The sequence below is a fragment of the Collinsella sp. BM28 genome (assembly GCF_054551995.1).
In genome coordinates this window covers 2004523-2031336 of record NZ_JBTOLJ010000001.1, presented here as the reverse complement: position 1 = coordinate 2031336, position 26814 = coordinate 2004523, and the positions used below count along the sequence as shown (strand labels likewise).

The 26814-nt window shown below is 60.1% G+C and carries 16 protein-coding genes and 1 tRNA gene; all 17 read right to left on the bottom strand.

Annotated elements, in window-relative coordinates; all coding sequences use genetic code 11:
* Nucleotides 1–5: 5 nt before the first annotated feature.
* Entirely contained in the window at nt 6–5969 is a 5964-nt protein-coding gene (locus ACX9NZ_RS08710; protein WP_407496143.1) for a discoidin domain-containing protein, read from the bottom strand.
* Nucleotides 5970–6540: 571 nt separating this feature from the next.
* Nucleotides 6541–9837, bottom strand: coding sequence for a carbamoyl-phosphate synthase large subunit (gene carB, locus ACX9NZ_RS08705; RefSeq protein WP_407496145.1), 3297 nt, complete (start codon nt 9835–9837; stop codon nt 6541–6543).
* 1 nt (nt 9838) lies between these two features.
* Nucleotides 9839–11275, bottom strand: a complete 1437-nt coding sequence (carA, locus tag ACX9NZ_RS08700; RefSeq protein ID WP_199588945.1) for a glutamine-hydrolyzing carbamoyl-phosphate synthase small subunit — start codon at nt 11273–11275, stop codon at nt 9839–9841.
* A gap of 229 nt (nt 11276–11504) precedes the next feature.
* Nucleotides 11505–11580, bottom strand: a tRNA-Lys gene (locus ACX9NZ_RS08695).
* 429 nt (nt 11581–12009) lie between these two features.
* On the bottom strand, nt 12010–13290 hold the full coding sequence (locus tag ACX9NZ_RS08690) for an aminopeptidase (RefSeq protein WP_118654434.1): 1281 nt from the start codon (nt 13288–13290) through the stop codon (nt 12010–12012).
* A 137-nt stretch (nt 13291–13427) separates the two neighbouring features.
* Nucleotides 13428–14015: a hypothetical protein gene (locus ACX9NZ_RS08685; protein WP_407496148.1), complete on the bottom strand. Its 588-nt coding sequence runs from the start codon at nt 14013–14015 to the stop codon at nt 13428–13430.
* A gap of 21 nt (nt 14016–14036) precedes the next feature.
* Complete coding sequence (locus ACX9NZ_RS08680; RefSeq protein WP_199588946.1) at nt 14037–14921, bottom strand: phosphoribosylaminoimidazolesuccinocarboxamide synthase; 885 nt, start codon at nt 14919–14921, stop codon at nt 14037–14039.
* A 117-nt stretch (nt 14922–15038) separates the two neighbouring features.
* Nucleotides 15039–16577, bottom strand: coding sequence for a sensor histidine kinase (locus ACX9NZ_RS08675; RefSeq protein ID WP_294123320.1), 1539 nt, complete (start codon nt 16575–16577; stop codon nt 15039–15041).
* Between the two features lie 63 nt (nt 16578–16640).
* On the bottom strand, nt 16641–17360 hold the full coding sequence (locus ACX9NZ_RS08670) for a response regulator (protein WP_407496151.1): 720 nt from the start codon (nt 17358–17360) through the stop codon (nt 16641–16643).
* A 135-nt stretch (nt 17361–17495) separates the two neighbouring features.
* Nucleotides 17496–18743, bottom strand: a complete 1248-nt coding sequence (locus ACX9NZ_RS08665) for a hypothetical protein (RefSeq protein ID WP_118654438.1) — start codon at nt 18741–18743, stop codon at nt 17496–17498.
* Between the two features lie 5 nt (nt 18744–18748).
* Nucleotides 18749–19015 carry a TIGR03905 family TSCPD domain-containing protein gene (locus ACX9NZ_RS08660; RefSeq protein ID WP_294123321.1) on the bottom strand — a complete coding sequence of 89 codons (267 nt, stop codon included), beginning with the start codon at nt 19013–19015 and terminating at the stop codon, nt 18749–18751.
* Between the two features lie 140 nt (nt 19016–19155).
* Nucleotides 19156–19830: a cytochrome c3 family protein gene (locus tag ACX9NZ_RS08655; protein WP_407496153.1), complete on the bottom strand. Its 675-nt coding sequence runs from the start codon at nt 19828–19830 to the stop codon at nt 19156–19158.
* Between the two features lie 24 nt (nt 19831–19854).
* Nucleotides 19855–22101, bottom strand: coding sequence for an aldehyde ferredoxin oxidoreductase (locus tag ACX9NZ_RS08650; RefSeq protein ID WP_118654441.1), 2247 nt, complete (start codon nt 22099–22101; stop codon nt 19855–19857).
* Nucleotides 22102–22113: 12 nt separating this feature from the next.
* Complete coding sequence (locus ACX9NZ_RS08645; RefSeq protein WP_118654442.1) at nt 22114–22839, bottom strand: 4Fe-4S binding protein; 726 nt, start codon at nt 22837–22839, stop codon at nt 22114–22116.
* 221 nt (nt 22840–23060) lie between these two features.
* A complete protein-coding gene (locus ACX9NZ_RS08640; RefSeq protein ID WP_118654443.1) occupies nt 23061–23654 on the bottom strand; it encodes an iron-sulfur cluster assembly scaffold protein in 594 nt (197 codons plus the stop codon).
* Between the two features lie 121 nt (nt 23655–23775).
* A complete protein-coding gene (locus tag ACX9NZ_RS08635) occupies nt 23776–24633 on the bottom strand; it encodes a hypothetical protein (RefSeq protein WP_407496156.1) in 858 nt (285 codons plus the stop codon).
* A 190-nt stretch (nt 24634–24823) separates the two neighbouring features.
* Nucleotides 24824–26653, bottom strand: a complete 1830-nt coding sequence (gene typA / locus ACX9NZ_RS08630; RefSeq protein ID WP_118654444.1) for a translational GTPase TypA — start codon at nt 26651–26653, stop codon at nt 24824–24826.
* Nucleotides 26654–26814: the final 161 nt, after the last annotated feature.

The window sequence follows — 26814 nt, the reverse complement described above, 5'->3', positions numbered from 1 at the left end:
AGCGACTACTGGTCGCGACGGCGACGGTGGAAGAACGCGCCGAGCGCAGCGGTCACGGAGCCGATGATGCCCGTGCCGGCCACGGCCACCACGGCAAGATCGCCCGTCTGGGGCAGGCCGGATCCCGGCTTGTTAGTGTTGCCGGGATTGCCGCCGTCCTGACCACCGTTTCCATCCGGGTTCTCCGGCTTGGGATCATCCGGATCGGGGTTCGGGCTGGGATTCTCCGCCTTGGTCAAGCCAGCGTCGGCCTTGACGAGAGCGTCGAGCGCGGTGTCGACCTCGGACTGGGTGGCGTCGGCCTTGTCAAGGACCGCCTTGGCACCCTCGAGAGCCTTCTGGAAGGCGTTCCAAGAGTCCTCGGTGTAGCCGTCGTTGGCCTTGCCCTTGAGCTCGTCGTACTTGGCCTGGAGATCGGCCTTGTTCACCTCAGGCACCTCAGGCTTCACGAGGCCGGCGTTGGCGTCGGTGAGGGCCTTGAGCGCGGCGTCGACCTCGGACTGGGTGGCCTTCTCGTTGTCGAGAATCGCCTTGGCGCCCTCGAGAGCCTTCTGGAAGGCGTTCCAAGAGTCCTCGGTGTAGCCGTCGTTGGCCTTGCCCTTGAGCTCGTCGTACTTGGCCTGGAGATCGGCCTTGTTCACCTCAGGCACCTCAGGCTTCTGGTCGCCCTCGGCGTAGTGAAAGTTGATCTCACGCAAGGTGAGCATGCGGTTCTTAGCCTCGTCGCCCTGGTAACCGTTGGCGGTGCCGTCGGAGGTGAGCGGCGTGATGTCGACGCTCTTGACCTTCTTGGTGTTGTCGGCGGTCAGGGTGTAGACCTCCTGCTTCTTGGCGAAGCCACCGTCCTTGAACTCTGTGGTGGAACCGTCGGTGTAGGTGATCTCGGCCTCGAGGGAGTTGACGGAACCGTTGGAGTTCTTGCGGTTCAGGATCTGAACATCGCGCAGAACCATCGGGTCCTTGAGCTCGAAGTGCATCGTGGTCGGAAGCTTCACGTACTCGGGCAGCTTGCCGTTCACGTAATTGTAGTCGAGGTCCCACTTGAACTCGAAGTCGTTATCCGCGTCACCCTCCTTGCCGTTGAAGAGGCCATCGTACTTCTTGCTCTCGACGAGCTTCTCAACGTTGGTGCCATCGTCAGTCGTGAGGATATCGTTCGTCATCGTGATGCCGAACTGCTCCTGAGCGACTTCCTTGATCTCCTCCTGAGGCTCCTCGCCTTCAACGTAATTGAAGTTGATCTCGCCAATAGTGAGCATGCGGTTCTCGGGGTTCTCGATACCCGTGGCAACACCCGTGGAGGTCAGAGGCTTAATCTCGACCTTGGCAACCTTCTTGGCCTTGTTTGCCTCGAAGATCTCGAAGTTATAGGAAGGCTGGTTCTTGGCAAAGTCGCCGTCCTTGAACTCCTGCGTGGTGCCGTCCGTGAAGGTAATGACCGCCTCGAGGCTGTTGATGGAGCCGTTAGAGGTCGCAGCACCGTTGAAGAGCTCGACGTTCTTGAGCGTGCGAGGCTCCTTGAGCTCAAAGGTCAGATTCGCCGGCAGGCCGACCTTCGTGTCGAAGGTCTCCGCATCGGTGAACCACTTGAATTCGAACGCACGGTCGTTATCGTTGTCGTTGAACAGGCCATCGTAGTTATTCTGCTGAACGAGACGCTCGACGTTCTTGCCGTCATCGGTGGGGTAGCCCTCGTTGGTGATGCTGATGTTGAACGCATCCTGCTTGAGCTCCTCGACCACCGGAGCCGGGTCGGCGTCCGCGGTGATGAAGTCCTGCGTGGGACCGATGAGCCATGCCTGGCTATCGAGGTTGACCTCGCAGTCCTTCTTGGCGGTGAGCTGGAAGGTCGCCACATCCTCAGAACCGTTCCACAGGTTCTTGTCGCCCCTGTTGGCAAGCGCGATATTCACGGAATTGGTCGGCTCGTTGAAGGTATACATACCGGAGTGGCTCTCCATGCCCTTCGTGCTATCCGCGACCTTGAGGCTGTCCTTAACGAAGTCGAAGTCTGCAACGGGGTACTTAACCAGGGCGCCCATAGCATTGACGTTCTTGCCGTCCTTGACCTTGACGGCAACCGTGATGGTCTCGCCCGCCTTGACGGAAGTCTTCTCGGGGACAACCGAGATGGCACCGGCAACCTTGCCGTCCTTCTTGGTGCCGCCGTTAAGCTTGGACATGGTGAAAGACATGTCGTACACGTCGTAGGCGTTGTTCAGGTTGTAGTCAGCGTTGGATTGGACGATGTGAGAGGTCCAATCATTCGTACCAGTACCGCGATTCTCGCGACCATAGCAGTTCGGGAGATGGTTCGCGTCTTCCTCGCCAACCGTGCCGGGAGCCTTGAGGGAGCCGGTCTCGGCAGCCTCGGTCTTGTCGGCCTTGTAAAGCGCGAGCTCGGTAGCGGAGAAGAAGCCGCCCGTGGACTCCTCAACGGTGAGACGCAGGTAGCGAGCTGACTTACCGTTAAGGTCAACGGTCTTGGGCTGCATCTTGCCCTCGCCCTTGTTATCCCACGTCTGAACACCCAGATCGGTCCAGTTTGCGCCGTCGAGGCTGATCTCGACCTTCATCTTGGACACGTTGCCGTTGCCGCCGTTGTCCTGGCGCGGCGTGTAGACGAACTTATCCAGGCTGTAGGTCTTGCCGTAGTCGATAGTCATCGGCATGCCGATAACGCTGTCGGTAGAGTGGAAGCTGCTGCCGCTCTTGTCGTCGTGGTCGAACGCAAGGTCCAGCTTGCCCCACTTCTCGCCGCCTTCCCAATCAACGTGGACAGGCTTGGGGGCATTGCGCCACGGGTCTTCAAGGGTCTTGACCTTGAGGGGCGCGCTCCACTCGGAGTAGCCGGTAGCGGTGCGAGTGCGAATCTTGAACTCGTGTTCCGTGTTGTACGGCAGGTCCGTCACGTTGAACTCGACGGTATCGCCACTCGGGATGTTGTTGACCATGCCATCGATCTCGATGTCGTACGCAGTAGCACCCTCGACCTTATCCCACGTGAGCTTAATGCTCGTGGGGGTCAGGCCATCCTCGGGAGCAGCAAGGTTCGCGGGAGCCTTGAGGTTCTTGTCGAGCGTGTTGCCCGGCAGCTCGCCCTTATTCTCAAAACCCTTCACCTCGAGCGTCTGCTCACTGCTGTTCACATCGGTCTTGGCAAACTTGACGTGCAGCTTGGGCGTGGTGTTAATCGGCTGCTTGGAGAAGTCCTCGTTGCGTACCTGCTCGCTCTCGGCGGTGGCGCCGTAGTTGAGGTTCGGGGTCTGCTCGTAGAAGTAGACGGCCTTGCCCTCAGCAGGCTCCGCCTTCTTGAAGGCGTCGAAGGAGTCGACCTTCTCGACAGTGAGCTCCTTATCGCCGTTCTTGGCGACAACGGACTCGGGCTCCTTGGACACGTTCACCGTAAAGACGGTGGTGCGGTTGGAATCGTAACCATCGTAGGCACCCTCGGACTTGCCCGCTTTGAAGGTAGCGGTGCCGGACTTGGCATCGGCCTCGGACGTGAACGTGGTCTTCACGCTCTTGCCGTAGTCGATGTTGTCCTCCTTGCCGTACGCCTCGTTGGAGGAGTCCGACTTGTTCTCGATGTAGGTACCGGTGTCCTCGAACAGGGTGTACTCGCCCTTGCCGGACGTAGCGAAGAACTCCACCTCGCGCTTGGTGCGATCGATGTCCTCGGGGTTGTCGTTGGGCTCGTACATCGGGACGATAGCGTTAGCCTTCACGAACAACGGGAGCTTCCACAGCGGGGCATTGAAGTTGTTGAGCACCTGGCCGCCGCGATACTGGTCGCCCGTGAAGTAGTCGATCCAGATGGTCGGCTCCTCCTCGGTACCATAGTTGGGCAGGTAGATGCCGTTGCGGAGATCGTTGCCGTCACCAATACCACCATTGGCGGCATCGCCGTCGGTGTTCTGGTACACAGGAGCGACCAAGAAGGAGCCACCGAAGGTGTACTCGTACTGCGTCTTGGTGCTCTGAGCGTAGGCAGAATCATCGTTCAGCAGGATGGCGCGGATCATCGGCAGACCGGTGTCACCGTTGCCCGTGTTGATATTCGCCGCGGATGCTGCAGAGGTGTAGATGTACGGCAGGAGCTGGGACTTCAGCTTGAGGTACATACGGGAAATGCCGGTGTAGGGGTCGCCGTGCGTCTGCGGAGACTTGACGTGGGAGCCCCAGCCGTCCATGTCGAGCATGAGCGGAGTGAAGGTCTTCCACTGATAGTCGCGCGTGGCAATGACAGGCTGGCCACCGAAGATGCCGTCCATATCGGAGCCGATGTTAGGGTTACCGGAGAGGGACTGACCAATGTAGGTGGGAATGTGGAAGCGGATGTACTCCCAGTTGCCGCCGGTCTGGTCGCCGGTCCAGATGCCCGCGAAGCGCTGGGTACCCGCCCAACCGTCGAGGGAGATGATGTTCGGACGGAAATTGACGTCCTCGGTGATGATGTCGTAGGCCGTCTTGACGCCGTCGAGCGCCATGGAATAGCCGTTACCGACCCATGCAACGTCGGTCTTGAGGGTGGTCACGCCGCCGGTGTTGACCTCGGCCTTGAAGTCGCGGAGCAGCTGCCACTGCGTGTCGGGATTGGAATCCGGGGAGAGCTGGGACTGCGTCCACAGACCGGTCGCAACACCCTTTCCGTTGGCGTAATCAGTGAACTCCTTGAGGTTCTGCACGTTAGCGGCGACCGCGGCGAGGCGCTCGGCGGAGCTGGTGCCGTCATCATTGACGCCGCCGGTCTTGCCAAAGCCATTCACGCCGTAGCCCGCGCCATAGCCGTCGTTGGGTAGGAAATAGCCCAGCGGCATATCGTTCTCGAGGTAGTTGTCCAAACGGGACTGAGCGGAGAACTCCTTGGGGAAGTCAGTGCCCTCGGGGATATTTTCGCCCTGCTCAGTGGCACCGTGGCCGTTCAGAGACTCCACGTGAGAGCCGGGCTGCATGGAAGTACCGGTGCCGCCCTTCTCATACTGAACCTTACCCGTGCCGGCCCCTGCGGGCTCGCTGCCCTTAATCTGCCATTTGCCGTATCCGTCCTTGGCCTCGGAGGACCACATGTCGCGGTTCCAAGCATTCAAGTGACCAACATAGAAAGCGTACTCGGGCAGGAGCACCGGATTGCCGGTGACCTGGAAGTAGTCCTGGAGCAGATCCTGGGCGATCGGCGCGGTGGCCTTGCCCTCCTTAGCATCGGCAACGAAGTAATAGGCGTCGAGCTCGTTCTCGTTGTGACGGGCAGTCGTAACACCGGCATCGGTCGCGCCAAAATCATACGAGCCGTCGGCAAACGTGTTGCGCATGACGCCGTAGCCGTTATCGGACCAATAGAACGGGTTCGGCGAAGCCACGCCACCGTCAACCCAGTTGCTCTCATTGGCGATATTGATGGTGGTGCCCGTGTGGATGAAGCGGCCGTTCTGGGTGCCGCCGCCAAAGAAGTCTTCGCCGTCGTGCTTCTTGAGCGTCTGGACGGTGCCGGCCTTATCTACGTCGAGCGGGGAGGTCTCTTCCATGACAACCTTACCGCCGCGTTTGACGGTCATAAGGGCGCTATCCTTGGCGAACTCGATGGTGGTATCACCAGAAGTGATGACGAACCTATCGCCCTCCGCCTTTACCTGAGCATCGGGGTGATTGTACTTGCTCGAAGAATCCGGCTGTGCCTGAATCCTGGCCTTATGGGCCTCGCTCTTCGGCTCCGCATACTCGCTAAACTCACCCGAGGGATCCACGTTGTAACGGAAGATGTCGTCCTCAAGGAACGTAATCCTACCGGTAACCTCATCATCACCCTGCCGGAATGTCACGGTAACGACGTTCTTGTCGGCCTTGGCATCCTTCACACCCGTAAGAGGTGCCGCCTGGGCAGGCACCGCAAGGGCAAGCGAAAGCGCCGCAGATGCAATAACCGCCGAACCGCGCACCCAATTGCGTTTCAAGATTGAGCTGTGATGCACGTGAGTCCCCTTCCCATTAGGTTTCTACGCTGTACACAGGACAACTGGTATGTACCAGCAGACCTATTAATCCTACGTAATGAATTGTAAGGGGACTCTCATATTCACTTGATTATCCTTGGGTCGTTAGCGGCGAATGGTAGGATACCCCTCCCCAACGTTTTTTTGGAACTCAAACTGGTATTAGTTCGAAAAGGCCATTTGGCTCAGTATTCATACTTTCTCTATAAGTGTTCGACGGAGCAAAGCGGCCATTCAGCCGGTTTCGGCCCAAAACGACGAACCGAAAAGATCCGTTTCCGGCAACTGGAACCGTGAGGGCGTGGGGAGGCGCCGAATCAAGATCAAAGCCGATCAATCCGCCCCGATGCGAGAAATCGACAACCAGATGACACCTAGAAAGCCACTAGAAATCGGCTGATGGTTTTCCATTTCCTCAGGTTTGCCCGTCATGAGGCATTAAGAATCATTGCGTAATATTCAGCGGGCAACAAGAAAGCCGGGGACGACACCACCGATAGGTGTCGCCCCCGGCTAAAACGCACATGAAAGCCTGACTCCCACCCGCGCGCTACAGATCCTGCAGCGCGATGACCTCCATGCCGTCGCCAAACTGACGGGCCTCAAGGGCGGCAATGTAAGCATTCGCCGCCGTGAGGGCGGTCACGCAGGTCACGCCGCGACGGACTGCCTCGGTGCGCAGGCGGTACCCGTCGCCACGGGATCCAGGACCATACGGTGTGTTGATGATGAACGCGATCTCGCCATCCGCGATCATATCGAGGATTCCGCGCTCGGCTTCCTCACCAACAACGAGTTCGGCGTCATCAGGGGCACCGATCTTGCCAATGACCTCGCACGGCACATTGCCGCCGCGCAGCACGCGCGCCGTACCGGCCGTTGAGACGATATCGAATCCCAGGTGACGTAGGATACGCGCAAGGCTCAGGATATGACGCTTGTCGCGGTCGCACACCGAGATGAACACGCGCCCATCCTCAGGCGTGGGCAGCTGGTAGTCGATAGCGAGCTGCGTCTTAGCGTAGGCCTCCGGATAGCTCTTCGCGATACCCATGACCTCACCCGTCGACTTCATCTCGGGGCCAAGAATGACCTCGGCGCCGGGGAAGCGGCCCCAGGGCATCACGGCCTCCTTCATGCAGAAGTACTCGGGCTCGCGATACTCGCCCGTCAAGCCAAGCGACTCAAGGCTCTCCCCCGCCATGATACGGGCGGCATAGCGCGCCAGCGGCACGCCCGTGGCCTTCGAGATGAACGGCACCGTACGACTCGCGCGGGGGTTCGCCTCGATGACGTAGACCGTTTCGCCCTTAATGGCGAACTGCACGTTCACCAAACCGCGCACGCCCAGGGCCAACGCGATGCGGCGCGTGGTCTCGCGGAGCTTCGCCTTGAGGCCCTCGGAGAACGAGAACGGCGGGATGCACGTTGCAGAGTCACCCGAGTGGATGCCCGCCTCCTCGATATGCTCGAGGATGCCGCCAATATAGACGTTCTCACCGTCGCACAACGCGTCGACATCGCTCTCGTACGCGCCCTCGAGGAATCGGTCGAGGTAGATAGGGTGATCGGGACTCACGCGCGCAGCCTCGGCCATGTACTCGCGCAGGTGCTCGGCGTCGTAGGCAATCATCATGCCGCGACCGCCCAAAACATAGCTGGGGCGGACGAGCAACGGGTAGCCGATGTGGGCGGCGACGGACTCGGCCTCTGCAAACGAGGTTGCCATACCTGCCGGCGGATACATGACGCCCAAGCGGTCCAGCAACGCCGAGAAACGCTCGCGGTCCTCGGCGAAATCAATGGCGTCAGGCTGGGTGCCCATGATGGTCACGCCGCTCTCGGCCAGCTGGCGCGTAAGGTTGACCGGCGTTTGGCCGCCGAGCGTGGTGATGACGCCGACGGGACGTTCGACGTCGACGATATCCATGACGTCCTCATACGTAACCGGCTCGAAGTACAAACGGTCGGAGGTGTCGTAGTCGGTGGAGACCGTCTCGGGGTTGCAGTTGACCATGATGGTCTCGTATCCGCGCTCGGCCAGCTCGTAACAAGCGTGTACGCAGCAGTAGTCGAACTCGATGCCCTGCCCAATACGATTGGGACCGGCGCCCAAGATCATGACCTTGGGCTTGTCGCAGGGGCGTACTTCGTCTACCGCCACGCTGCGGTGAGCAACGGGAGAGACACGCATGAGGTTCTCGTAGGTCTTGTAGTGGTACTCCGTGGCGCTCTCGAACTCGGCGGCGCAGGTATCGACCGTCTTCATACTCGGAACCACGCCCAAACCCTTGCGGTACGCACGCACAAAGCGCTCGTCGCTGCCGGTAAGGTGCGCGATTTGGGCATCCGAGGTGCCGTATTGCTTAAGCAGGCGCATCGCGTCGGCGTCGATGTCCTCAACACGCAGGCCGCGAACCGCCGTCTGAACCGCGATCATGTCGTGCATGCGCGAGAGGAACCACGGGTCGATGCGCGTGAGGTCATGCAAACGCTCGACCGACCATCCACGACGCAGTGCCTCCGCCAGGTAGAAAATGCGCTGCTCCGTAGCGCGGGCGACATGCTCGGCAAGCTCTTCGTCAGACAGTTGCTCAAGCGCGGACGCCTTGGCATCGGCCCCCAGGCCGCGATGGCCGTCCTCAAGCGAGCGCATGGCCTTGCCGAGCGCCTCCTCGAAGGTACGTCCGATGGCCATGACCTCGCCCACAGCCTTCATACGCGTGGTGAGCGTGGTGTCGGTGCCTTTGAACTTCTCGAATGCGAACCTCGGCACCTTGACCACACAGTAGTCAATGGAAGGCTCAAAGCACGCCGGCGTGGCACGGGTGATGTCGTTGGTGATCTCGTCGAGCGTGTAGCCCACGGCCAGGCGCGCGGCCGCCTTGGCGATGGGGAAGCCCGTCGCCTTGGAGGCAAGCGCGGAGGAACGGCTTACGCGCGGGTTCATCTCGATGACGATAAGGCGCCCGTTCTTGGGGTTGACGGCGAACTGTACGTTGGAGCCGCCGGTCTCGACTCCGATCTTCTCGAGGATGGCGAGCGAGGCGACGCGCATGCGCTGGTACTCGAGATCCGAGAGCGTTTGAGCGGGGGCGACGGTAATCGAGTCGCCGGTATGCACGCCCATGGGGTCGAGGTTCTCGATGGAGCACACGATGATGCCGTTGCCGGCGCGGTCGCGCATGACCTCCATCTCATACTCTTTCCAGCCTTCAATGGATTCCTCGACCAGGACCTCACCTGCCGGGGACAGCTCAAGGCCCTGCGTCACGATTTGAATGAGCTCTTCCTCGTCGTGCGCGATACCGCCGCCGGCACCGCCCATGGTGAAGCTCGGACGCAATACGCAGGGATAGCCGGTGGTTTTGACAATCGAGAGGGCATCCTCAACGGAGTACGCATAACCCGAGCGCGCCACTTCGAGACCCAGGTCAGCCATGGCCTCGTTGAACAGCTTGCGGTCCTCGCCGCGCTCGATGGCATCAAGGTCGCATCCGATCATCTCGACGCCGTAGCGCTCGAGTACACCGGACTTCGCCAGCTCGACGGCGGCATTGAGGCCCGTCTGGCCACCCAGGGTGGGCAGCAGGGCATCGGGGTGCTCGCGCTCGATGACCTTCTCAATGAACTCCGCCGTGATGGGCTCCACGTAGGTGCGGTCGGCGAGGCCCGGGTCCGTCATGATGGTCGCGGGATTCGAGTTGACCAACACGACCTCGTATCCGTCTTCTTTGAGTACCTTACAGGCCTGAGCACCCGAGTAGTCGAACTCGCATGCCTGGCCAATCACGATTGGTCCGGATCCAATAACCAAAATCCGCTTAATATCGGTACGCTTGGGCATGCTAGTTCTCCTCCGTTGCGAAATTCCAGCCGTGCAACCGGTCGGCCGCGATGTCGATGCCCAGGTAATCCGGGTCGCCGTCCATGAGTCGCGTGAAAGCGGTGAACAGGTAATGAGCGTCGGTGGGGCCAGGAGAGGCCTCGGGATGGTACTGCACGCTAAAGCAGGGGACGTCGAGCAGCTGAATGCCCTCGGCGGTGCCGTCGTTAAGGTTCACGTGGGTGAGGCGGATACGGCCAAAGCGTTCGTTTCGCACAACGGGTGCCACTCCGCGCTCGACCCAAAAGCGCAGGTCGCTCTGGGTCGAATGCTCGCTCACGCCGCCAGAGAGCTCGGGTACCAAGTTTCCCAAGCTGGGGAACACCAAACCAAAGCCGTGGTTTTGCGCCGTGATTTCAACACGACGCGTGAGCAGATTCATAACGGGCTGGTTGCCGCCGCGATGGCCGAACTTGAGCTTCTCGATCTGCGCACCCGCCGCAAGGCTGATCATCTGGTGGCCCAAGCAGATGCCGAACACCGGTACCTTGCCAACAAGCTGTTGGACTTGCATGTATGTCTCGGGTACGGCATCGGGATCGCCGGGACCGTTGGAGAGGAACACGCCGTCTGGGTTCTGGGCAAGAACATCCTCTGCGGGGGTATCCCACGGCACAACGGTGAGGTCGCAGCCGGCACGAACCAGACCTTCGAGAATGCCCCGCTTGACGCCGCAATCATATGCGACCACACGATACGGAGCGCGACGGGTCGCTGTGGCGGCAAGGGCAAATTCATGGGAGACCGGCAGGTCCGAGGAGTCGTATGTATGAGGCTGGGGGCAGCTCACCGTTTTGACCAGGTTCTCGCCAACGAGCTGTGGAGCGGCCGCCAAACGATCGGCAAGGACATCGAGGTTGAATTCCTCGGTGGAAACAATGCCCATCTGCGAGCCATGGTCGCGAAGATGCTGAACGAGGGAGCGGGTATCAACGCCCTCAATCGCGACGACGCCCTGCTGGGCCAGGTAGTCTGGAACGCTCAACGAGCTGCGCCAATTGGACGGCGTGCGGCACATATCGTGCACCACCATGCCGCGCAACGCGGGGGCAGATGCGGGACGGTCGGCGTCTCCGGGATACGCGCTCTGAACATCGGCAAGGTCGATACCGTAATTGCCGATCTGTGGATACGTCATGGTTACGATTTGTCCCGCGTAGCTGGGATCGGTGAGAACTTCGAAGTAGCCCTCAAGCGAGGTGTTGAAGCACACCTCTCCCGTCGCCGTTCCGCATGCTCCGCACGCGCGGCCGTAAAACACGGTGCCATCTGCCAGCAGCAGAACAGCGGGGAGCGTATTGCCTTTTGTGGTTGAATCCATGATGCGTTGAGCCAGGGGGCTCATAGCCGTGCGCGGCAGGGCGGATGCGCAAGCACCCATAGGGTGATTTGAACCCATCTCGTCTCCTTTTCGGTCTCTCGGTACCGGCTTAAAGGCCGTATGGTTTCACAGTATTGTACGCGCTTATCCATCTATGTTGCTTAAAAAGTTCTAATATGCAATTAATGTTACATAATGGCCTGTTCTATTCACTGTCACTGGATTGCCAATTCTCTTCCGCGTGCATCCCTTACCGTTTACAACAAAAAACGCGAGGGGCATCGCTGCTCCTCGCGCCTTCTCATAATGGTGGGTCATCAGGGGTTCGAACCCTGGGCCTTGGGATTAAAAGTCCCCTGCTCTGCCAACTGAGCTAATGACCCGCGTGCCGTATTGTAGCAGAATTTGCCACTAAGCGATTCACTGCAGCAAAGGAGCGGCGACGCAGACGAACCCGTCTGTTACGAATCACCCGCAACCGACTGCGGCGGCTGCCTGAACTGGCTTGCCTGGGATCCCATTCCCCAGCCTGCAGTAAAAGTTGAGGTTTTTCGTATCAATCTCGGAAAATCCGAAGTAGTCACTTACATGCAGCGTCGCGTTCCTGCGGTTTTATGCCGCCCATATGAGAGTGTACTCGACATATTGGAAAATCAATACGAAAAACCTCAAGAAGTTCCACTCAGTCGCCGTGCGCGCGCATCGATCCGAAGGTTTCCGATATGTCCAAGGTTGCCGGAGGCGAGGGCGTAGCGCACTGGCGCACGCAAGCCCTCGACCTCGTGACGGGTCCGGGCATCTGGTGAACCAAGCTACTCCCAGGTCCACTGGCCGTTTACGAACACCGGGATCTCCTCGCCGTCGGCGGTGACGCCCATGATGTCCAGATCGTCTGCTCCTATCATGAAGTCCACGTGAGTACCGCTCTTGTTCAGGCCAAGGTCGCGCAGGTCATCCTGCGTCATGGCGTAACCGCCCTCGTAGCACTCGGGGAAACCAGAACCCAGCGCCAAATGGCAGCTCGCGTTTTCATCGTACAGCGTGTCGTAGAACAGGGTCTCCGTCTCGCGGATCGGCGTGTTCTTGGAAATCAACGCGACTTCACCCAAGCGGCGGGCACCTTCGTCGGTGTCGAGAATGCTCGCCAGGGTGTCGCGACCCACCTCGGCGTCAAAATCAACAACCAGACCGTTCTCAAAGCGCAACCAGAAGCGGTCGATCTTGTTGCCATGTCGTACCAGCGGCAATGCGGAGTACACTACACCGTCCACGCGCTCGCAATGCGGTGAAGTGAAAACCTCCTCCGTAGGGATGTTGGGGAAAAAGACATGGCCATCGGGGGTACTGCTCGAGCCTCCCTCCCACACGTGTTTATCGGTCATGCCCACCCACAAGTCGGTGCCATTCGCGGAGGTATAGTGCAGTCGATCGAAGTGGCGCTCGTTGAGCAGACGCAAGTTCTTTTCGAACGTCGCATTGTGCAACTCCCAGGCGGCCTCGGGATCGTCCCCGTCAGCGCGGGCAACGGAGAGGATCGCGCACCACAGACGGTACGTCGCAACCTCGTCCTCGACACCCGGATACACCTGTCGCGCCCATGCCGCAACCGGGGCACCGGCAATGCACCACGGGTTGATATTGAAATCCATACCATGTCGGTACTTCACGCATTGGGTGTTACGTGCCTTGGAGGCGGCAGCGGGTTTGGCGGGGTCAATGCCCTTGAGCGCCTCGGGATCCGCCCCTTCGACGAAGATGAAGCACGCGCCGGCCTCGGCAAGGGAATCGAGCTGCTCGCGCTGCCAGGCGGGGACCGTCTCAAACCATGAGGCATCGACGTTCTCGTACGTCAGGCGCGTCACCGCATCATCGTTCCAAATCACCGTGACATGTCCGGCACCGACAGCGTAGGCGCGGGCGACAAGCAGCCGAACGAACGCTGCCACGTCAACGGGAGCCTGCACCACGACCTCCTGGCCAGGCTTGACATTCACCCCCTTGCGAACAATCAAGTCGGCATATCGCTCGAGCTTGGGTTTGAGGTTCGCCATCCCGGAACGAGCTTCCTCAACGGTTAATTCGGCCCTAAACATGCTGTTCCCTTCTTTTGCTGAACGCCAGAGACGCAGTGCTGCAATTGGGGTACGCCCCCGATTGCACCGCTTTGCAAAAGGCGCACCCACGCCTTCGCGACATGAGTGCGCCTTGAGGCAAATCTCGCAAACGGCGCTTATTTCTTGGACTTCTTATCCTGCACCGATCGGGCAATCGCCTCATTAAGCTTGGACTCGCTCATACCCGAAGCGGCAGTACGGCAGGCGTTACGGATGGGACGAATCTTCATGAAGTCAAAGATGAACGCGATGATGATGGCAGCGTAGGCGACGATGATCAGCCCCATCTGCACCGTCTGGGCAAGCTGGGTATCGGCCCCATCCTTGCCAAAGACGGCGAGCGCCACCCATGTACCAACCAGCGCCGCAATGCCGATGCCGAGGAGCACCCACCAGATACGGCGAAAACGAACATAGTCCTCGTTCTCGTTGAGCAGGGCGTTCGATGCCGTATACACCCGGTCCTCTTGACGGCGAAGCTCAGCCTTGCGTGCCTTCTTCTCCTCTTTGGACAAGCCGGAAAGATCCTCGCCGCGCTCCGCTGCGGCGCGCTTGGCCTTGGACGACGACGGTACTACGCGCACGGAGCTTCCGGCGGCGCGAGCGGGCTTGGCGGACGAAGCGGATTTGCGCGCCATTCCCTGACGGTTTTCGCCCTGCAGCTTTTCCTGGGTACGCTTGTTTTGGGCGCTACGGGTGCTCACTTACTCGTTCTCCTTAGATACTTACTTGGACTTCATAGGGACGAACTTCTCGCCCGTGATGATTTCATACGCCTCACGATACCGCGCGGACGTGCCCTCAATCACCTCGGCGGGCAGCTGCGGCGCGTCACCGGAGAAGTCCCAATTGACCTTGAGCCAATCGCGCACGTACTGCTTGTCATAGCTGGGCTGGACCTTGCCCTCCTCGTAGGAATCGGCGGGCCAGAAGCGGCTTGAGTCGGGCGTGAGGCATTCGTCGATGAGGGTGACCTTGCCGTCAATCACGCCAAACTCGAACTTGGTGTCGGCGATGATGATGCCGCGCGTGGCCGCGTACTCCGCCGCTGCCTTATAGATGGTGAGGGAGAGGTCGCGGATCTGAGATGCGATGTCCTCGCCCACAAGCTCCACGCAGCGCTCGTAGGAGATGTTCTCATCATGGTCGCCGATGGCCGCCTTCGTGGACGGCGTGAACAGCGGCTCGGGGAGCTTGGATGCCTCGGTGAGGCCGGCGGGCAGGGAGATGCCACATACGGTTCCGTCGGCATCGTAGGTCTTCTTGCCGGAACCGGTGAGATACCCACGAACGATGCACTCGATCATGATGGGCTCGGCCTTCTTGACCAACATGGTGCGGCCGGACAGATAGTCGCCGTAATCGGCGAAGTCAGCCGGGAAATCGGTCGTGTCGATGGACACCATATGGTTGGGCACGAGGTCGGCGAACTTATCGAACCAGAACGCGGAGATGCGATTGAGCACCTCGCCCTTGTAGGGAATCTCGTCGGGCAAGATGTAATCAAATGCGGAGATACGGTCGGAGGCAACCATGAGCAGGTTGTCGCCGGCGTCGTAAATGTCACGGACCTTGCCCCGGGAATCGGGACGGCGCTCCATCGTGGTCATGTGCGTCAACTCCTTACGCGAATGTCATCGCCGCTGTTGAGAAATCTTCCCTCACAACGGCCTGTTCCTGGCGGAGCGGCAGCGGCGTTGTCCCGCTCCTTTACCGCCATAGCACAGCTAATATTTCATTGTAGTGGATGACGCCTCCTCTTCCAGCTCACGGGGAAGATGAATCGTAAAAGTCGTACCCTTTTCAAGTTCGCTCTCCACCGCGATGAAGCCATGATGGCGCTCTACGATCTGCTTGGTCACGGCCAAGCCAACGCCCAGACCGCCTGCCTCACGAGCGCGGCTGGCATCTGCGCGCCAAAAACGACCGAATATCCTCGCAAGATCATCTTTTGCGATGCCAATACCCGTATCTGATACCGTCACCATCACATGTTTGCGGTCGCCATGGATCGAAACAACCACCCATCCATCTTCGGGCGTATAGCGCATGGCGTTGCTCATAAGGTTGATAATGCATTGCGTGATCATGTCCGCGTCGCACGTGATGACCGCCGAACGACCTTGCATCTCATTAACGAACCGCAGATGAAGCCCCTTGTTGTGGAAGAGTTGATGCTGATTGTTCACGATGTTTTGCGCCAGCTGCACAATGTCGACCTTGTCGAGCCTGAGGGGCGCGGTGTGATTCTCCAATCGGGAGAGGTCGAGGGTCTGCTGCACGAGACGTGCCAAGCGGCGAGTCTCCGCGGCGACCGTCTCAAGATGCTCGGCGTCTGTGGGATACACTCCGTCTTGCATGGCTTCCACGGTCGCCTGCATGGCCATGAGCGGCGTGCGCAGCTCATGAGCCACGTCGGACGTGAGACGACGTTCGCGCTTGAGGTCGCGCTCCAAGCTGGCGGCCATCTCGTCGAATGTCTCGCCCAGCTGATCGATTTCATCCTCTCCCCGCATGTTCGTCCGTGCCGAAAGATCACCCTCGCGTATCCGGCGGGCGGTGTCGGTGATGGTGCGGACGGGATTGGTAAACATGCGCGAAACAAGGAAGCCAATCACCACCGCCATAAGGACCGCGATAAAAGCAGCGAGTCCCATGGCGTTGAACGTCCGCTCGCGAAACGCCGTGTCTGCCTTGGTGAGCAGTGCATCACTACCCAACACCCAAAGACGGAGAGAGCCGATCTCGCCCCCATTGCTATCCACGATGGGGGCGACCACGGCGGACTCGGGATCGGTTGGGGCTTTAGAAACGGGGCTGCGGGTGCCCAGCCCTCCATCTGACTTGTCGGCAGTACTCGCCATTGCGGCGGCAGGCCACGTGTCGTCATACATGATAGCGCCACCGGCATCTTTGACCTGCATACCGATGTCGTCTGACAGGGTGCTTGACTCCGCCACGGTCTTAATGGCATCGACGCTCCACTCGCCGGCATCCTCGTATCGCTCGGCGAGCTTCTCGGCGGCAACTTGGGCAATCTCCTCGACATTGGCACGTGTGTAATCCGAAAACGCGCCACCCCAAACCACCGTGACCACGAGTGCCAAGATAACGACCGTTACAAGCGATGTCATGGCGAACGAGAGCGCCATGCGCCCGCCATAGCTCATGCCCGACCGCGGCATGGGATGAGGCGTATTCCAACTCGCTCGCGGCGACGGCTGCTCCGCCTCGGCTCCGTGTTTTCCAATGACCAGGCGCTCCATGAATCCCCCTACCGCACCACATAAAATGGGCGCCACGTGATGCGGCGCCCGGCGTGAGTCGTGTTACTTGTCCGCCTTGTCAGGCTGCGCGGATGCCTCAAAACGATATCCGACACCGTGCACGGTATAGAGCCACTTGGGCTTTTTGGGATCATCCCCCAGCTTGGCGCGCAGGTTCTTCACGTGACTATCGATGGTGCGCTCATAGCCCTCAAAGTCGTAACCGAGAACCTTCTCCACGAGCTCCATACGGTTGTACACGCGGCCGGGATGGCGAGCGAGCGTGGTGAGGAGCTTAAACTCGGATGCGGTGAGGTCAACTTCCTTGCCCTCAACAAGAATCTTGTGCCCAGAGATATCGATGACCAGATCGCCAAAGTCGAGGACCTCGACCTGCGGCTCGTCGGCAAGGTGAGTGCGGCGGAACAAGGCGCGCACGCGCGCCACGAGCTCACGCGGGGAGAAGGGTTTGATGAGGTAGTCGTCCGCACCGAGCTCGAGGCCGATGATACGATCCTCAACCTCTCCCTTAGCGGTAAGCATGATAATCGGCACATCAGAGGTGTCACGGATGGCACGGCACACACGCTCACCGGAAAGCTTAGGGAGCATAAGGTCGAGCACGATCAGGTCAAACTGGTGCTTCTCGAACTCCTCAACGGCGGATTGACCGTCGCCAACACCCACGACCCAATAACCTTCACGCTCAAGATAGGCTGCCACCGCGTCGCGGATGGCCTTTTCATCCTCAACCAACAAAATCTTACGTGCATCTGAAGCCATGGGCGGCCTCCTCGTCTCGCAAACAAACGTCGTTTTATTCTAGCGCACACAAATGGCGCACACCTTTAACGAAGTATGCCCAATCTGCGGAGTGCTCAATCATTGGCGCGGGCGGCATTGGATAGCAGGCGCGCTTTACAGGGCGAACACCCGCAGACGCACCAACGCCGGTAAGCCGTCGTCACCTCGCACGGTGGCATACGTCACCAGACGATCCGTCGTTCCCTCGCTTGCCGGATAGTCGCCAAAATCAAGCGCCTTATCTGGGGCCGTGAGGATTGCATAGGTCTGGGCACTTGTGTCGACCACAAAATGCGAGGACTGGGCTTTGATGACGTACAGACTCCCCTTGCCCGTGACGCAGGCGAGCGGCTCGCGGCTCAAATATACGAACGGACCACCCGAGTTGCCGATGAACGTGCCCATGTTCCCCAGGCTGCCGCCGTATCCGTAGTTTGCCTCGACCGAAAAGGCAAAACTTTCGCCCATGAACACAGCTTCGAAGGGACTGACCGTTTCGGGCATGACCAGCTGGGCGGCAACCTTATTGTTATTCTGCAGGTCAAGCGCGGTGAGCCCGTAATATGTACCATCATCGGAATTGACGCGGGGGGCGATGGTGAGGTAACCGTCGCTCACACGCGGCCACGTCGCAAATCGACCGGGACTCTCGTACAGGTCCTCACCCTTTTCGTCTCCCACGTTCCACAGGTAGCAATGGGAGAACTCCGAGCTCTTGGCTCCCGTCGCAAAGGGCATTTTCTGCCAGATGACCGAAGAACCCGTTGCGGTAAAACGCGCCGGCTCCCAATCGGCGTCGCCTTTGTCGAGCTCAACAGGATCTCCAACAAGCACCCCGTTCTCGAGTGCCTGGGCAATGAGTACCCAAGCTCCCGCCGCATAATCCATTTCAACCCACGCGTACACCTGCTCCGAGCAGCGAACATCGTGGAACGCATGGGTCTTTCCCGCTACCGGTTCCGACACCAGAGTCGACGTGTTTCCGCTGGCGAGAGAAATGATGCCGAGCGTGTTGATCGTGCGGGCGCTCGCCGGGGCCTCCAGCAGTGCCGCCCACGACCCCTCGCAGTGGAACGGGACAGTGCCCAAGGGAAGGTCCCATTCGTATTGGGCGGTCAGGGTGTTGTCCACCCCCTCGAAGTCATCGGTGACGTTGGTGATCTTCGAGTCGTCAGTGATGACCTGCGGCTCACCGCTCACATTCGCAGCGCCGCCATCTGATCCACAACCCACAAGGGATATTGCCGTGAGCGCTGCTCCGGCGGCCGCAGTTCCCTTGAACAGCGTTCGGCGGCTCACGCTGCGAGAAGCAGTGGCACGGCGATCGGTCCGCGAATCGAAATGGTACTCCCTAGTTTTCATGGCAGCTACGCCCGAACCTTGGCCTGTGCTTCGCGCAAGGCAAGCGTGAGTTGATCGGCACAAGAGGTCTTACGCGGCCCGCAGGTGTTTCCCTGCAAAAGCTCGACGATGGAATCGACCGGTTGGCCGGCGACAAGCCTACCGATGGCCTTGAGGTTACCGTTGCAGCCTCCGTCGAACGCCACATTTTCGATAGTCGAGCCATCATCCGAGAGTTCCACGTGAATCATACGGGCGCACACGCCGCGCGGTTTGAAATCAAGATCGATCACAAAGGTGCCTTTCCCTAACATTTTTCACTGCTGCCAGTATGCCACACAGCATGTATCGGCAACATGACTCCATCTTGTCATCGTTATGGAAAGGGCGGACCCTAAAGGCCCGCCCTTTTCGGTCGTTCTTGTTGAGTGCCCTATTCGGAAGCCTCGAACAGGAATGGAGTGGTCCAGCCATCCGGCACGGCACCCTGCTGGCCGTCGCCCAGGTCAACCTTGCTCCAGCCCTCGGGAATGCCACCTTCGCCCTCCCAGGCACCAACCTGGTGGCAACCGGCACACGTGAAGACGCTCTGGTCGTGCATGCGGTGGCAGGAATTGCACTGCTGTACGCCGTGGTAATCGCTATGCGGATCAAACGAGAGGTCCTTCGTGGAAGACTCGCTCGCGCCGGGCATGATGCCGGCACCAGCGTGGCAACCGCTCTGCAGGCAGAACTCATTGGTATAGGTCACCTTGGCGAGCGGCGTATCGTGATCGCCGGTCAGCTGGGACTGCACCATGCGGGCAGAGGTGCCCAGGGTGTTCTCATGGCAGTCAAGGCACTTTCCATTCACAACGGCCTTGTGGGCATACGCCAAAGAATCGGTCTGATTCTCGAACGTGTCGTAATACTTGCCCATGGTGCTGTGGCACAGAGCGTCGCAGTAACCGGGGGTAGCACGCCAGGCCCAGCCGGCAACGCCGAGAACGGTCGCCGCCACCACGACGGCAATCACGATGGGCAGGCGCTTGCCCTTCCAATCGCGCTTCTTCTTGGGAGTCTCGGGCGTGGCCTCGGCCGCGCTCGTCCCCTTGATCTCATCAGCCATACTTGCTCCTCTAGATCAGACGGTCTACGCAGACAGCGCCGGGTTGTCGCCGCAGTACTTCTCAAGAATATGGTCGTACGTGCGCGTGCGCTTGTCGTACGAGGTGCCACCCTCGGTCAACAGACCGCGCGACTCAAGATCCTCGGCGATATCGCTCATGCCAAGGTCGTTCAGGCACTCCTTGGTGGGGCAGCCGAGCTTTTCGTCCCAGCCAAAGCGCTTATAGAGCATGGTAAGGGCTTTCTTCCAGTCCTTGCGCTCCATCTTGTCGGTGCCAGGGGTGAAGGGCTCGATATCCGGATCCTTCTCGAAGACCCACTCGGTAATGACATCATGGACATTGCGCATGTCGTTGCAGCCCACGTTGCCGTCCTTGTCCTTCATGCCGCGCACGGTGTTGGCGCGCTGGAGCGTCATGATACGCTCACCAGCCTTGTACAGGTCGTCAATGGTGACTTTCTGGCCGGTGACCGCGGTGTAGAACTGGGCTTCGAGGTCCAGGTCGCCGCGATAGCTGCGCTCCTTGGCGGGGGCCATGGCCATCGGCCATACCCAGTTGCACAGGACGAGGGAGTCGTGCAGAACGTCGGTGACGATGCTCCACCAGGCGAACTCGGCTTTAGCCTCGTTCATGGGGGTGTAATCCTTGGTGGCGTCGATAGCGCCCTCGCCCCACATCTCGGCAGCCATCTCCTCCTTGAGCTCCTGCGGCAGACCGCAGCCCTGGAAGTTGACGGCGGAGTGGATCATGTCATCGCGGTTGAACATCATGTTGTACAGACCGCCAGTCTGGCCGAAGCACTCGATGGAGTGGTGGACCGGCCAACCGCGGTAGTTGATGAGCGCGGACTTGGCGTTGTCGAACCAATCCTCGCAGCCCCACTCCTTGGTCCACACGATGGGACCGTGGCCGAGCCAGGAGATCGGCTTGTTCTCCGTATCGTTGGAAGCGATGTCCAGCAGGATCTTCACAAAGCTGGAGGGATCGCCGCCATGGAGAATCGCGTCGAAGTTGTACTCGGCCATCTGCTCGGCGGGAACGTGCTTCTCGAGGATGCCCGCGGAGTAGGTGTAGGCCAAGTCGCGGTAGAGCTGGGCATAGTTGCACCACAGGCCAAGGTCATCGACCGTGGCGGAGATAAGCATGTTGTAGTTCACGGAGAGGTCGGTCAGGGTCTTGCCATCCTCTTCGTAGATCCCCTCGGCCTTGAGGAAGGACTGCATATAGGCCGTGAAGGGGAAGTTGGGCACGCAGGTGTTGCCCTGGGACTCGTAACCGGTCTTCTCCTGGACGAACGGCACGTGCACCTGTGCGTAGCAACGAACGGGGCAGCCGTGGCAGCCGGCCATCTTGACCGTGTACTTCTCGGCGGCGGGGCCCATGTCCTTGGTGGACTTCATGCAGCGGTATCCCATGGTGTTGGGCTCAAACGGCTTGGGCTCGCCAGTCTCGATGGGACCACCTTCGGCGGCAGCCCAATAAAGGCCCTTCTTGGCGGTCCAACGGGAACCGGCGTCGTAGTACTCAGCCCAAGACTGCTGGGTGCTCGGGACGACGTGGTTGTTGTTGGAGCCGATGACCTGGGCGATCATGTAGTCGGAAAGGTCGGCGACCATCTGCGGGTCGGCCACGTGCACCGCCTTGGTGCCGCGGATAACGACGGCCTTGAGATTCTTGACGCCAAAGACGGCTCCCAGGCCGGCACCGGCGGAGTGGGAACGGGTATTCATCACACAGGCGTAAGGCAGCAGGTTCTCGCCGGCGGGGCCGATAGCGGCGACGCAGCACTCGGCACCATGCTTCTTGCACAGGGCCTCAGTAGTCTCGCGCGTGCCCTTGCCCCACAGGGCGGAGGCGTCCTCAATCGAGATCTTGTCGTCGTCAATGAAAATGTAAACGGGCTTGTCGGACTTGCCCTCGATAATCAGGCCGTCGTGGCCCGAGTACTTGAGCATGGCACCGAGCTGACCGCCACAGTGCATGTCGACCACGAGATGGTCAGTCGTGAACGTGGACAGGGACGCCCAGGTGGAGCGGCCCGCCAACGGCACACCGGAACCGGTCAAGGGACCGACGGCGAGAACGGCCTTGTTCTCCTCGTCCATCCAATCGACCTCGGGGCCGACCTCGTCGTACATGATCTTGTTCGCGAAGCCCATACCGCCGATGTAGTCCTTCTGCATCTCGACATCGGACTCTTCGGTGATATCTCCGCTCGTAAGGTTGACGCGGGCGATCCAGCCAGCCCAACCGTAAGAGGTTTCAGCCATTGCGCTTCTCCTTTACTGGGCGATCTTGCCGCCGCCGACGAAGTCCTGGACCTCGCTGACGTAGGGCCACTTGATCTCGGAACGGGTGGGACCGGAGGAGTGGTTCACGTTCTCCCACTTGATGAGCTCGAGAGCGCCGTTGGGGCACTGGTCGGCGCAACGGCCGCAGGCGATGCACTTGGTGGACTTGTGGGTCTCGGTGTTCACCACGGGCATGTGCCACGGGCAGGCGGCGACGCAGGTACCGCAGCCCACACACTTGTCGGGGTCGACGGTGCGCGTGCCGTTCTCCATGGTGATGATGGCCCCATGCGGGCACGACGTCTGGCAAAGAGCGGTTGTGCACATGTGGCAGGCGCGGATCTGCCACTCGCAGGAATAGTAAATGCCGTCGAAGGACTCCCAGTCGGAGCCGAAGTTGAAGCCGTCGTGCACGTGGATGCGGGCGGCGGCGGGCTGAGATGCACCATCGTTTTGCAGGGTGCACATCATCTCGCAGCGCTGGCAACCGGTGCAGCGAGCACGGTTGACCTTGAGCACGTGGGCCGGGGTCGCGTAGTAATCGACCTCGCCCTTTGAGCTCGTGGGGGCCGCGGCGGCGGAATCCGGGAGCAACCCCAGCGCCACCATGCCAGCCACGAACGCGCCCGACACCTTCACAAACCCACGACGGGTAAAGAAGGAGTCGAGACGATCCGCACCGGAGCCGACCTGCTCCATGGCGGTGTTCTCTTTCATAGTTCCCTCCCCTATTTGCTTCACGGGTGAGGCTACACCCGCGGAACCTTGAAGCACTGTGCGCGGCGAAAATGCGCACATGCAGACACGTTCAATTATGCCTGAATAAGGCGTTTAAGCCGCAGATGCTCATTATTCTATTTGGAGAATAATGAGCATTGTTCTTACGTACCTGAGAAGGGCGACCGTACTCGGACACCAGCCCGTGTCGGCGCGTGGCGCTACTCGATCTCTCCGACTTCGCGCAGCTCCTGGTCCACACGCTCGTCGCGCAGGGAGCAATTCTCGGTGAGCAGGCAGTTAGGGCACATGCTTTCGCACCTGATAACCTCGTTGAGCTGGGCAAGGTTGCACCCCTTGATGCGTAACAGGTAATCGCCGATGATGGCACGCACGGCCTCGATGGCGTAGGTGAGGGTGTACTTGCGGCCATTCGGCAGGCCACCCACTGCCTCGAGGATGTCCTCCTTACTTATGGCGAGTGCCTCCTCGAACGTCTTGCCGCGCAACATCGTGGCGAGCGCGGTAGCACAGGCGATGGCCGCGAGGCAGCCGTGGCTGCGAAAGCCCACCTCGACGAAGGTCTCGGTTTCGGGGTCGATCTGCGCGAACAGTTGCATCTGCACCGTGCCGCGCTTCTCCTTGCCCACGCTGCAAAACGCATTGGCCCCGTCGGGGATGCCGCCGTTTTTGGCATCGGCGATGAGGTCGAGCGAACGCTCGGAGTACTCCGTGATGGGCGCGTCGTTCTCGATCTGGTACATGTCGGGCGTGCGCAAAAACGGTGTGTCCTCGGTCAGACGGCGCTTTGCCATAAACGTTTCCCTTCTCCCATTCCCAATCGGGGACGTAGTCGTTTGGTAAGTCGTTTGGTACACATGTCGAGGAGGCGTGCCCAAATGGCACGTCCAATGGCACGGCAGGCGGCTCGAACTCCTATGGATTGCGGAACTTCTCCACGCCGTACCATTCGGCCAACGCCTTGCCCTGCGCAGGGCTCAGATGGCGCGTGGAATAGAAGAACGACTCGTTCAAGCTGGTCGTGGTGAGCTCAATGTCCGCATACGCGTCGTCGCCTGTCGCGCGCTCGTAGAGCTCGGTAACCTTCGAGGCGGACCACAAGTAAGGGCTGTTGAGGAAGTCAGACGCCGCCGTAGGCCGCGGATACACGCGAGACTCCGTGCGAATCACATCCGCAAACGTCGCTAGGTCATCCCCCTCCGCCGTGTTGAACAGTGCATGGGCAAAGCTGTGGGACATGATCGGCTTGGAGTACAGGTACACCCCGGACTTGCCGTACAGCACCACGATATCCGTCACGTCGGGCTCGGTTAGAGGATCATCCAGGCCCAGCTCATCGAGCTCGGGACGATCATCATACCCCACAGGCACTTCCCGCCTGCCGATTGCAGGGGAGTCCTCTGCATGCGGATGCTCCTCAATATAGGAGAGCAGCTCGTCCCCGAACGCTTTCGCATCCACGCCCGCCGGCGCGAACGCGCGCTTCACCCAGCGCTCGGGAGAGGTGAGCTTGCCGTCCGTCGACCGACGGCGCAGGTCGGCGAGGGCCTGGTCCGCTGCAATCAACCAATCGTTGCGGGCGTGAATAGCGGCGAGGCCCTCAGGCGTAGGGGCTCCAACGTCCTTTTCACCGTCATCGTTGGGCGTGGATGAGGGGGCGCTGTCGGATCCACCCGGCGCGAAGTGCGGAGCCTCGACGGCAACCGCATCCTCGACAGCGGTGTTGGCAACGCATCCCGCACACCCTTCTACCGGCTCAAATTCCTCGCTCATGACTCACCTCAAAACTCCGCCCCGCATGTAATGGAAAAGGGACGGGACCGATCCATATGCATGCCAGTGTACCAGCATACCTGTGAATCGGCCCCGTCCCCTATCGTGCGAATGAAGCCAGGCCGGCGCGAAGCCTACCTAAAATGGTGCAATTGGGGTACGTCCTCAATTGCACCATTGCACTATTCGATTACTTGACGGCGCGGTTCGCCGCCTTCTTGCGGTCGGTGGCGTTCAGCAGGCGCTTGCGCATGCGAATGTTCTTGGGGGTGACCTCGACCAGCTCGTCGTCGATGATGTACTCAAGCGCCTCCTCCAAAGAGAAGGTGCGTGGCGGCACAAGCTGCACCGAGATGTCAGCGGTGGAAGAACGCTGATTGCCCAGGTTCTTGGTGCGCGCGATGTTCACGACCATGTCGCCCGGCTGGCTGCGCTCGCCCACGAGCATGCCCTCGTAGCACTCGGTACCCGGCTCAACGAACAGGGAACCGCGCTCCTGCAGGGTACCCAAAGCGTAGGCGACGGCCTTCTCGGTGGTCATGGCGATCATGGCGCCGTTTTTGCGGCCGCCGATCTCGCCGGCATACGGGCCATACTCGAGGAAGGTGTGGTAGAACACGCCCTCGCCGTGCGTGACGTTGAGGATGCGGTTCTTGAGACCCATGATGCCGCGGGTGGGGATGCGGAACTCAACGTGAGTGACGGACGTGCCCGTCTCCATGCCGGTCATAGTGCCACCGGCGTTGCCGAAGATCTCGATAACCTTGCCGGCGTACTCGTCGGGGCACTCCACGACGGCCTGCTCGATGGGCTCCTGCAGGGTACCGTTCTCATCCTTCTTGAACAGAACGCGCGGGCGACCAACTTGGAACTCGTAGCCCTCGCGGCGCATGGTCTCCATGAGAACGGAAAGATGCAGGATGCCACGACCGCTCACCTCAACGCCGCTCTTATCGGGCAGCTCCTCGATGCGCATGGTCACGTTGTTCTCGCGCTCGTTGAACAGACGCTCTTTGAGCTGGCGAGCGCCCACGATGTCGCCGTCGCGCCCCACGAGCGGAGACGTGGAGGCCTCGAACACGATGGACAGAGTGGGCGGGTCGATCTCGATGGGGTCGAGCTCGACGGGATTCTCGGGATCGGTATACACGTCGCCGATGTCGGTGTTGTCCACGCCAACCACAGCCGCCAGGTCACCGGCGCTCACCTCGGAGCACTCGGTACGGCCCAGATAGTCGAAGGTGAAGAGCTGCTTGACGGTAGCCGTCTTGCGCTCGCCATCGTTCTTCACGACGAGAATCTGGTCACCCGTGTGGATAGTGCCGGAGTACACGCGGCCGATGCCGATGCGGCCAACGAAGTTGGAGTGGTCGATGGTGACGCACTGCATGGCGAGCGGTCCGTCGATGTCCACCTCAGGCGCGGGGAGGTCGTTCACGATCATGTCGAGGAGCGGATACATGTCCATGTTGCCGTCCTCGGGGTCGAGACGGGCGTAGCCGTTTACGCCCGAGCAGTACACAACGTGCTCCATGGCGAACTCAAGCTGCTCGTCGGTGGCACCGAGGTCGGCCATGAGATCCAGACAATCGTTGTATGCCTTCTCGGGATCAGCACCGGGACGGTCGATCTTGTTGATGACGATCATGATGGAGAGGCCGGTGTCGATGGCGTGGCGCAGCACAAAGCGGGTCTGGGGCATCGGGCCCTCAAAAGCGTCGACGAGCAGCAGCGCGCCATCGGCCATGCGCAGCACGCGCTCGACTTCGCCGCCGAAGTCGGCGTGGCCGGGGGTATCGATGATGTTGATCTTGACGTCGTTGTAATCGATGGAGATGTTCTTGGCGAGAATGGTGATGCCGCGCTCGCGCTCCTGATCGTTGGAGTCGAGCACGCGGTCTTGCACCTCCTGGTTGGCGCGGAAGGCGCCGGCGGCGCGCAGCAACTTGTCGCACAGAGTAGTCTTGCCATGGTCGACGTGGGCGATGATGGCGATGTCTCGCAGATTATCTACGCGCATGGGCTTCCCCTTATCCTTTAGCTCTTCGATGCGCAAGCCTTCATCCGGCAAAGCGCCCAACATAGTCGGTAATCGGTTTTTGCACGGCGGTATTGTATCTGTTGTGACGCTCACAAGCTGTTGTATCCAGCGGTTTTGCCGCCCTACACATAAGTGTGACA

Coding starts and splice junctions, on each gene's coding strand:
- carB (WP_407496145.1), bottom strand. CDS start 9,837: ATGCCCAAGCGTACCGATATTAAGCGGATTTTGGTTATTGGATCCGGA.
- carA (WP_199588945.1), bottom strand. CDS start 11,275: ATGGGTTCAAATCACCCTATGGGTGCTTGCGCATCCGCCCTGCCGCGC.
- ACX9NZ_RS08690 (WP_118654434.1), bottom strand. CDS start 13,290: ATGTTTAGGGCCGAATTAACCGTTGAGGAAGCTCGTTCCGGGATGGCG.
- ACX9NZ_RS08680 (WP_199588946.1), bottom strand. CDS start 14,921: ATGACCACGATGGAGCGCCGTCCCGATTCCCGGGGCAAGGTCCGTGAC.
- ACX9NZ_RS08675 (WP_294123320.1), bottom strand. CDS start 16,577: ATGGAGCGCCTGGTCATTGGAAAACACGGAGCCGAGGCGGAGCAGCCG.
- ACX9NZ_RS08670 (WP_407496151.1), bottom strand. CDS start 17,360: ATGGCTTCAGATGCACGTAAGATTTTGTTGGTTGAGGATGAAAAGGCC.
- ACX9NZ_RS08665 (WP_118654438.1), bottom strand. CDS start 18,743: ATGAAAACTAGGGAGTACCATTTCGATTCGCGGACCGATCGCCGTGCC.
- ACX9NZ_RS08655 (WP_407496153.1), bottom strand. CDS start 19,830: ATGGCTGATGAGATCAAGGGGACGAGCGCGGCCGAGGCCACGCCCGAG.
- ACX9NZ_RS08650 (WP_118654441.1), bottom strand. CDS start 22,101: ATGGCTGAAACCTCTTACGGTTGGGCTGGCTGGATCGCCCGCGTCAAC.
- ACX9NZ_RS08645 (WP_118654442.1), bottom strand. CDS start 22,839: ATGAAAGAGAACACCGCCATGGAGCAGGTCGGCTCCGGTGCGGATCGT.
- ACX9NZ_RS08640 (WP_118654443.1), bottom strand. CDS start 23,654: ATGGCAAAGCGCCGTCTGACCGAGGACACACCGTTTTTGCGCACGCCC.
- ACX9NZ_RS08635 (WP_407496156.1), bottom strand. CDS start 24,633: ATGAGCGAGGAATTTGAGCCGGTAGAAGGGTGTGCGGGATGCGTTGCC.
- typA (WP_118654444.1), bottom strand. CDS start 26,653: ATGCGCGTAGATAATCTGCGAGACATCGCCATCATCGCCCACGTCGAC.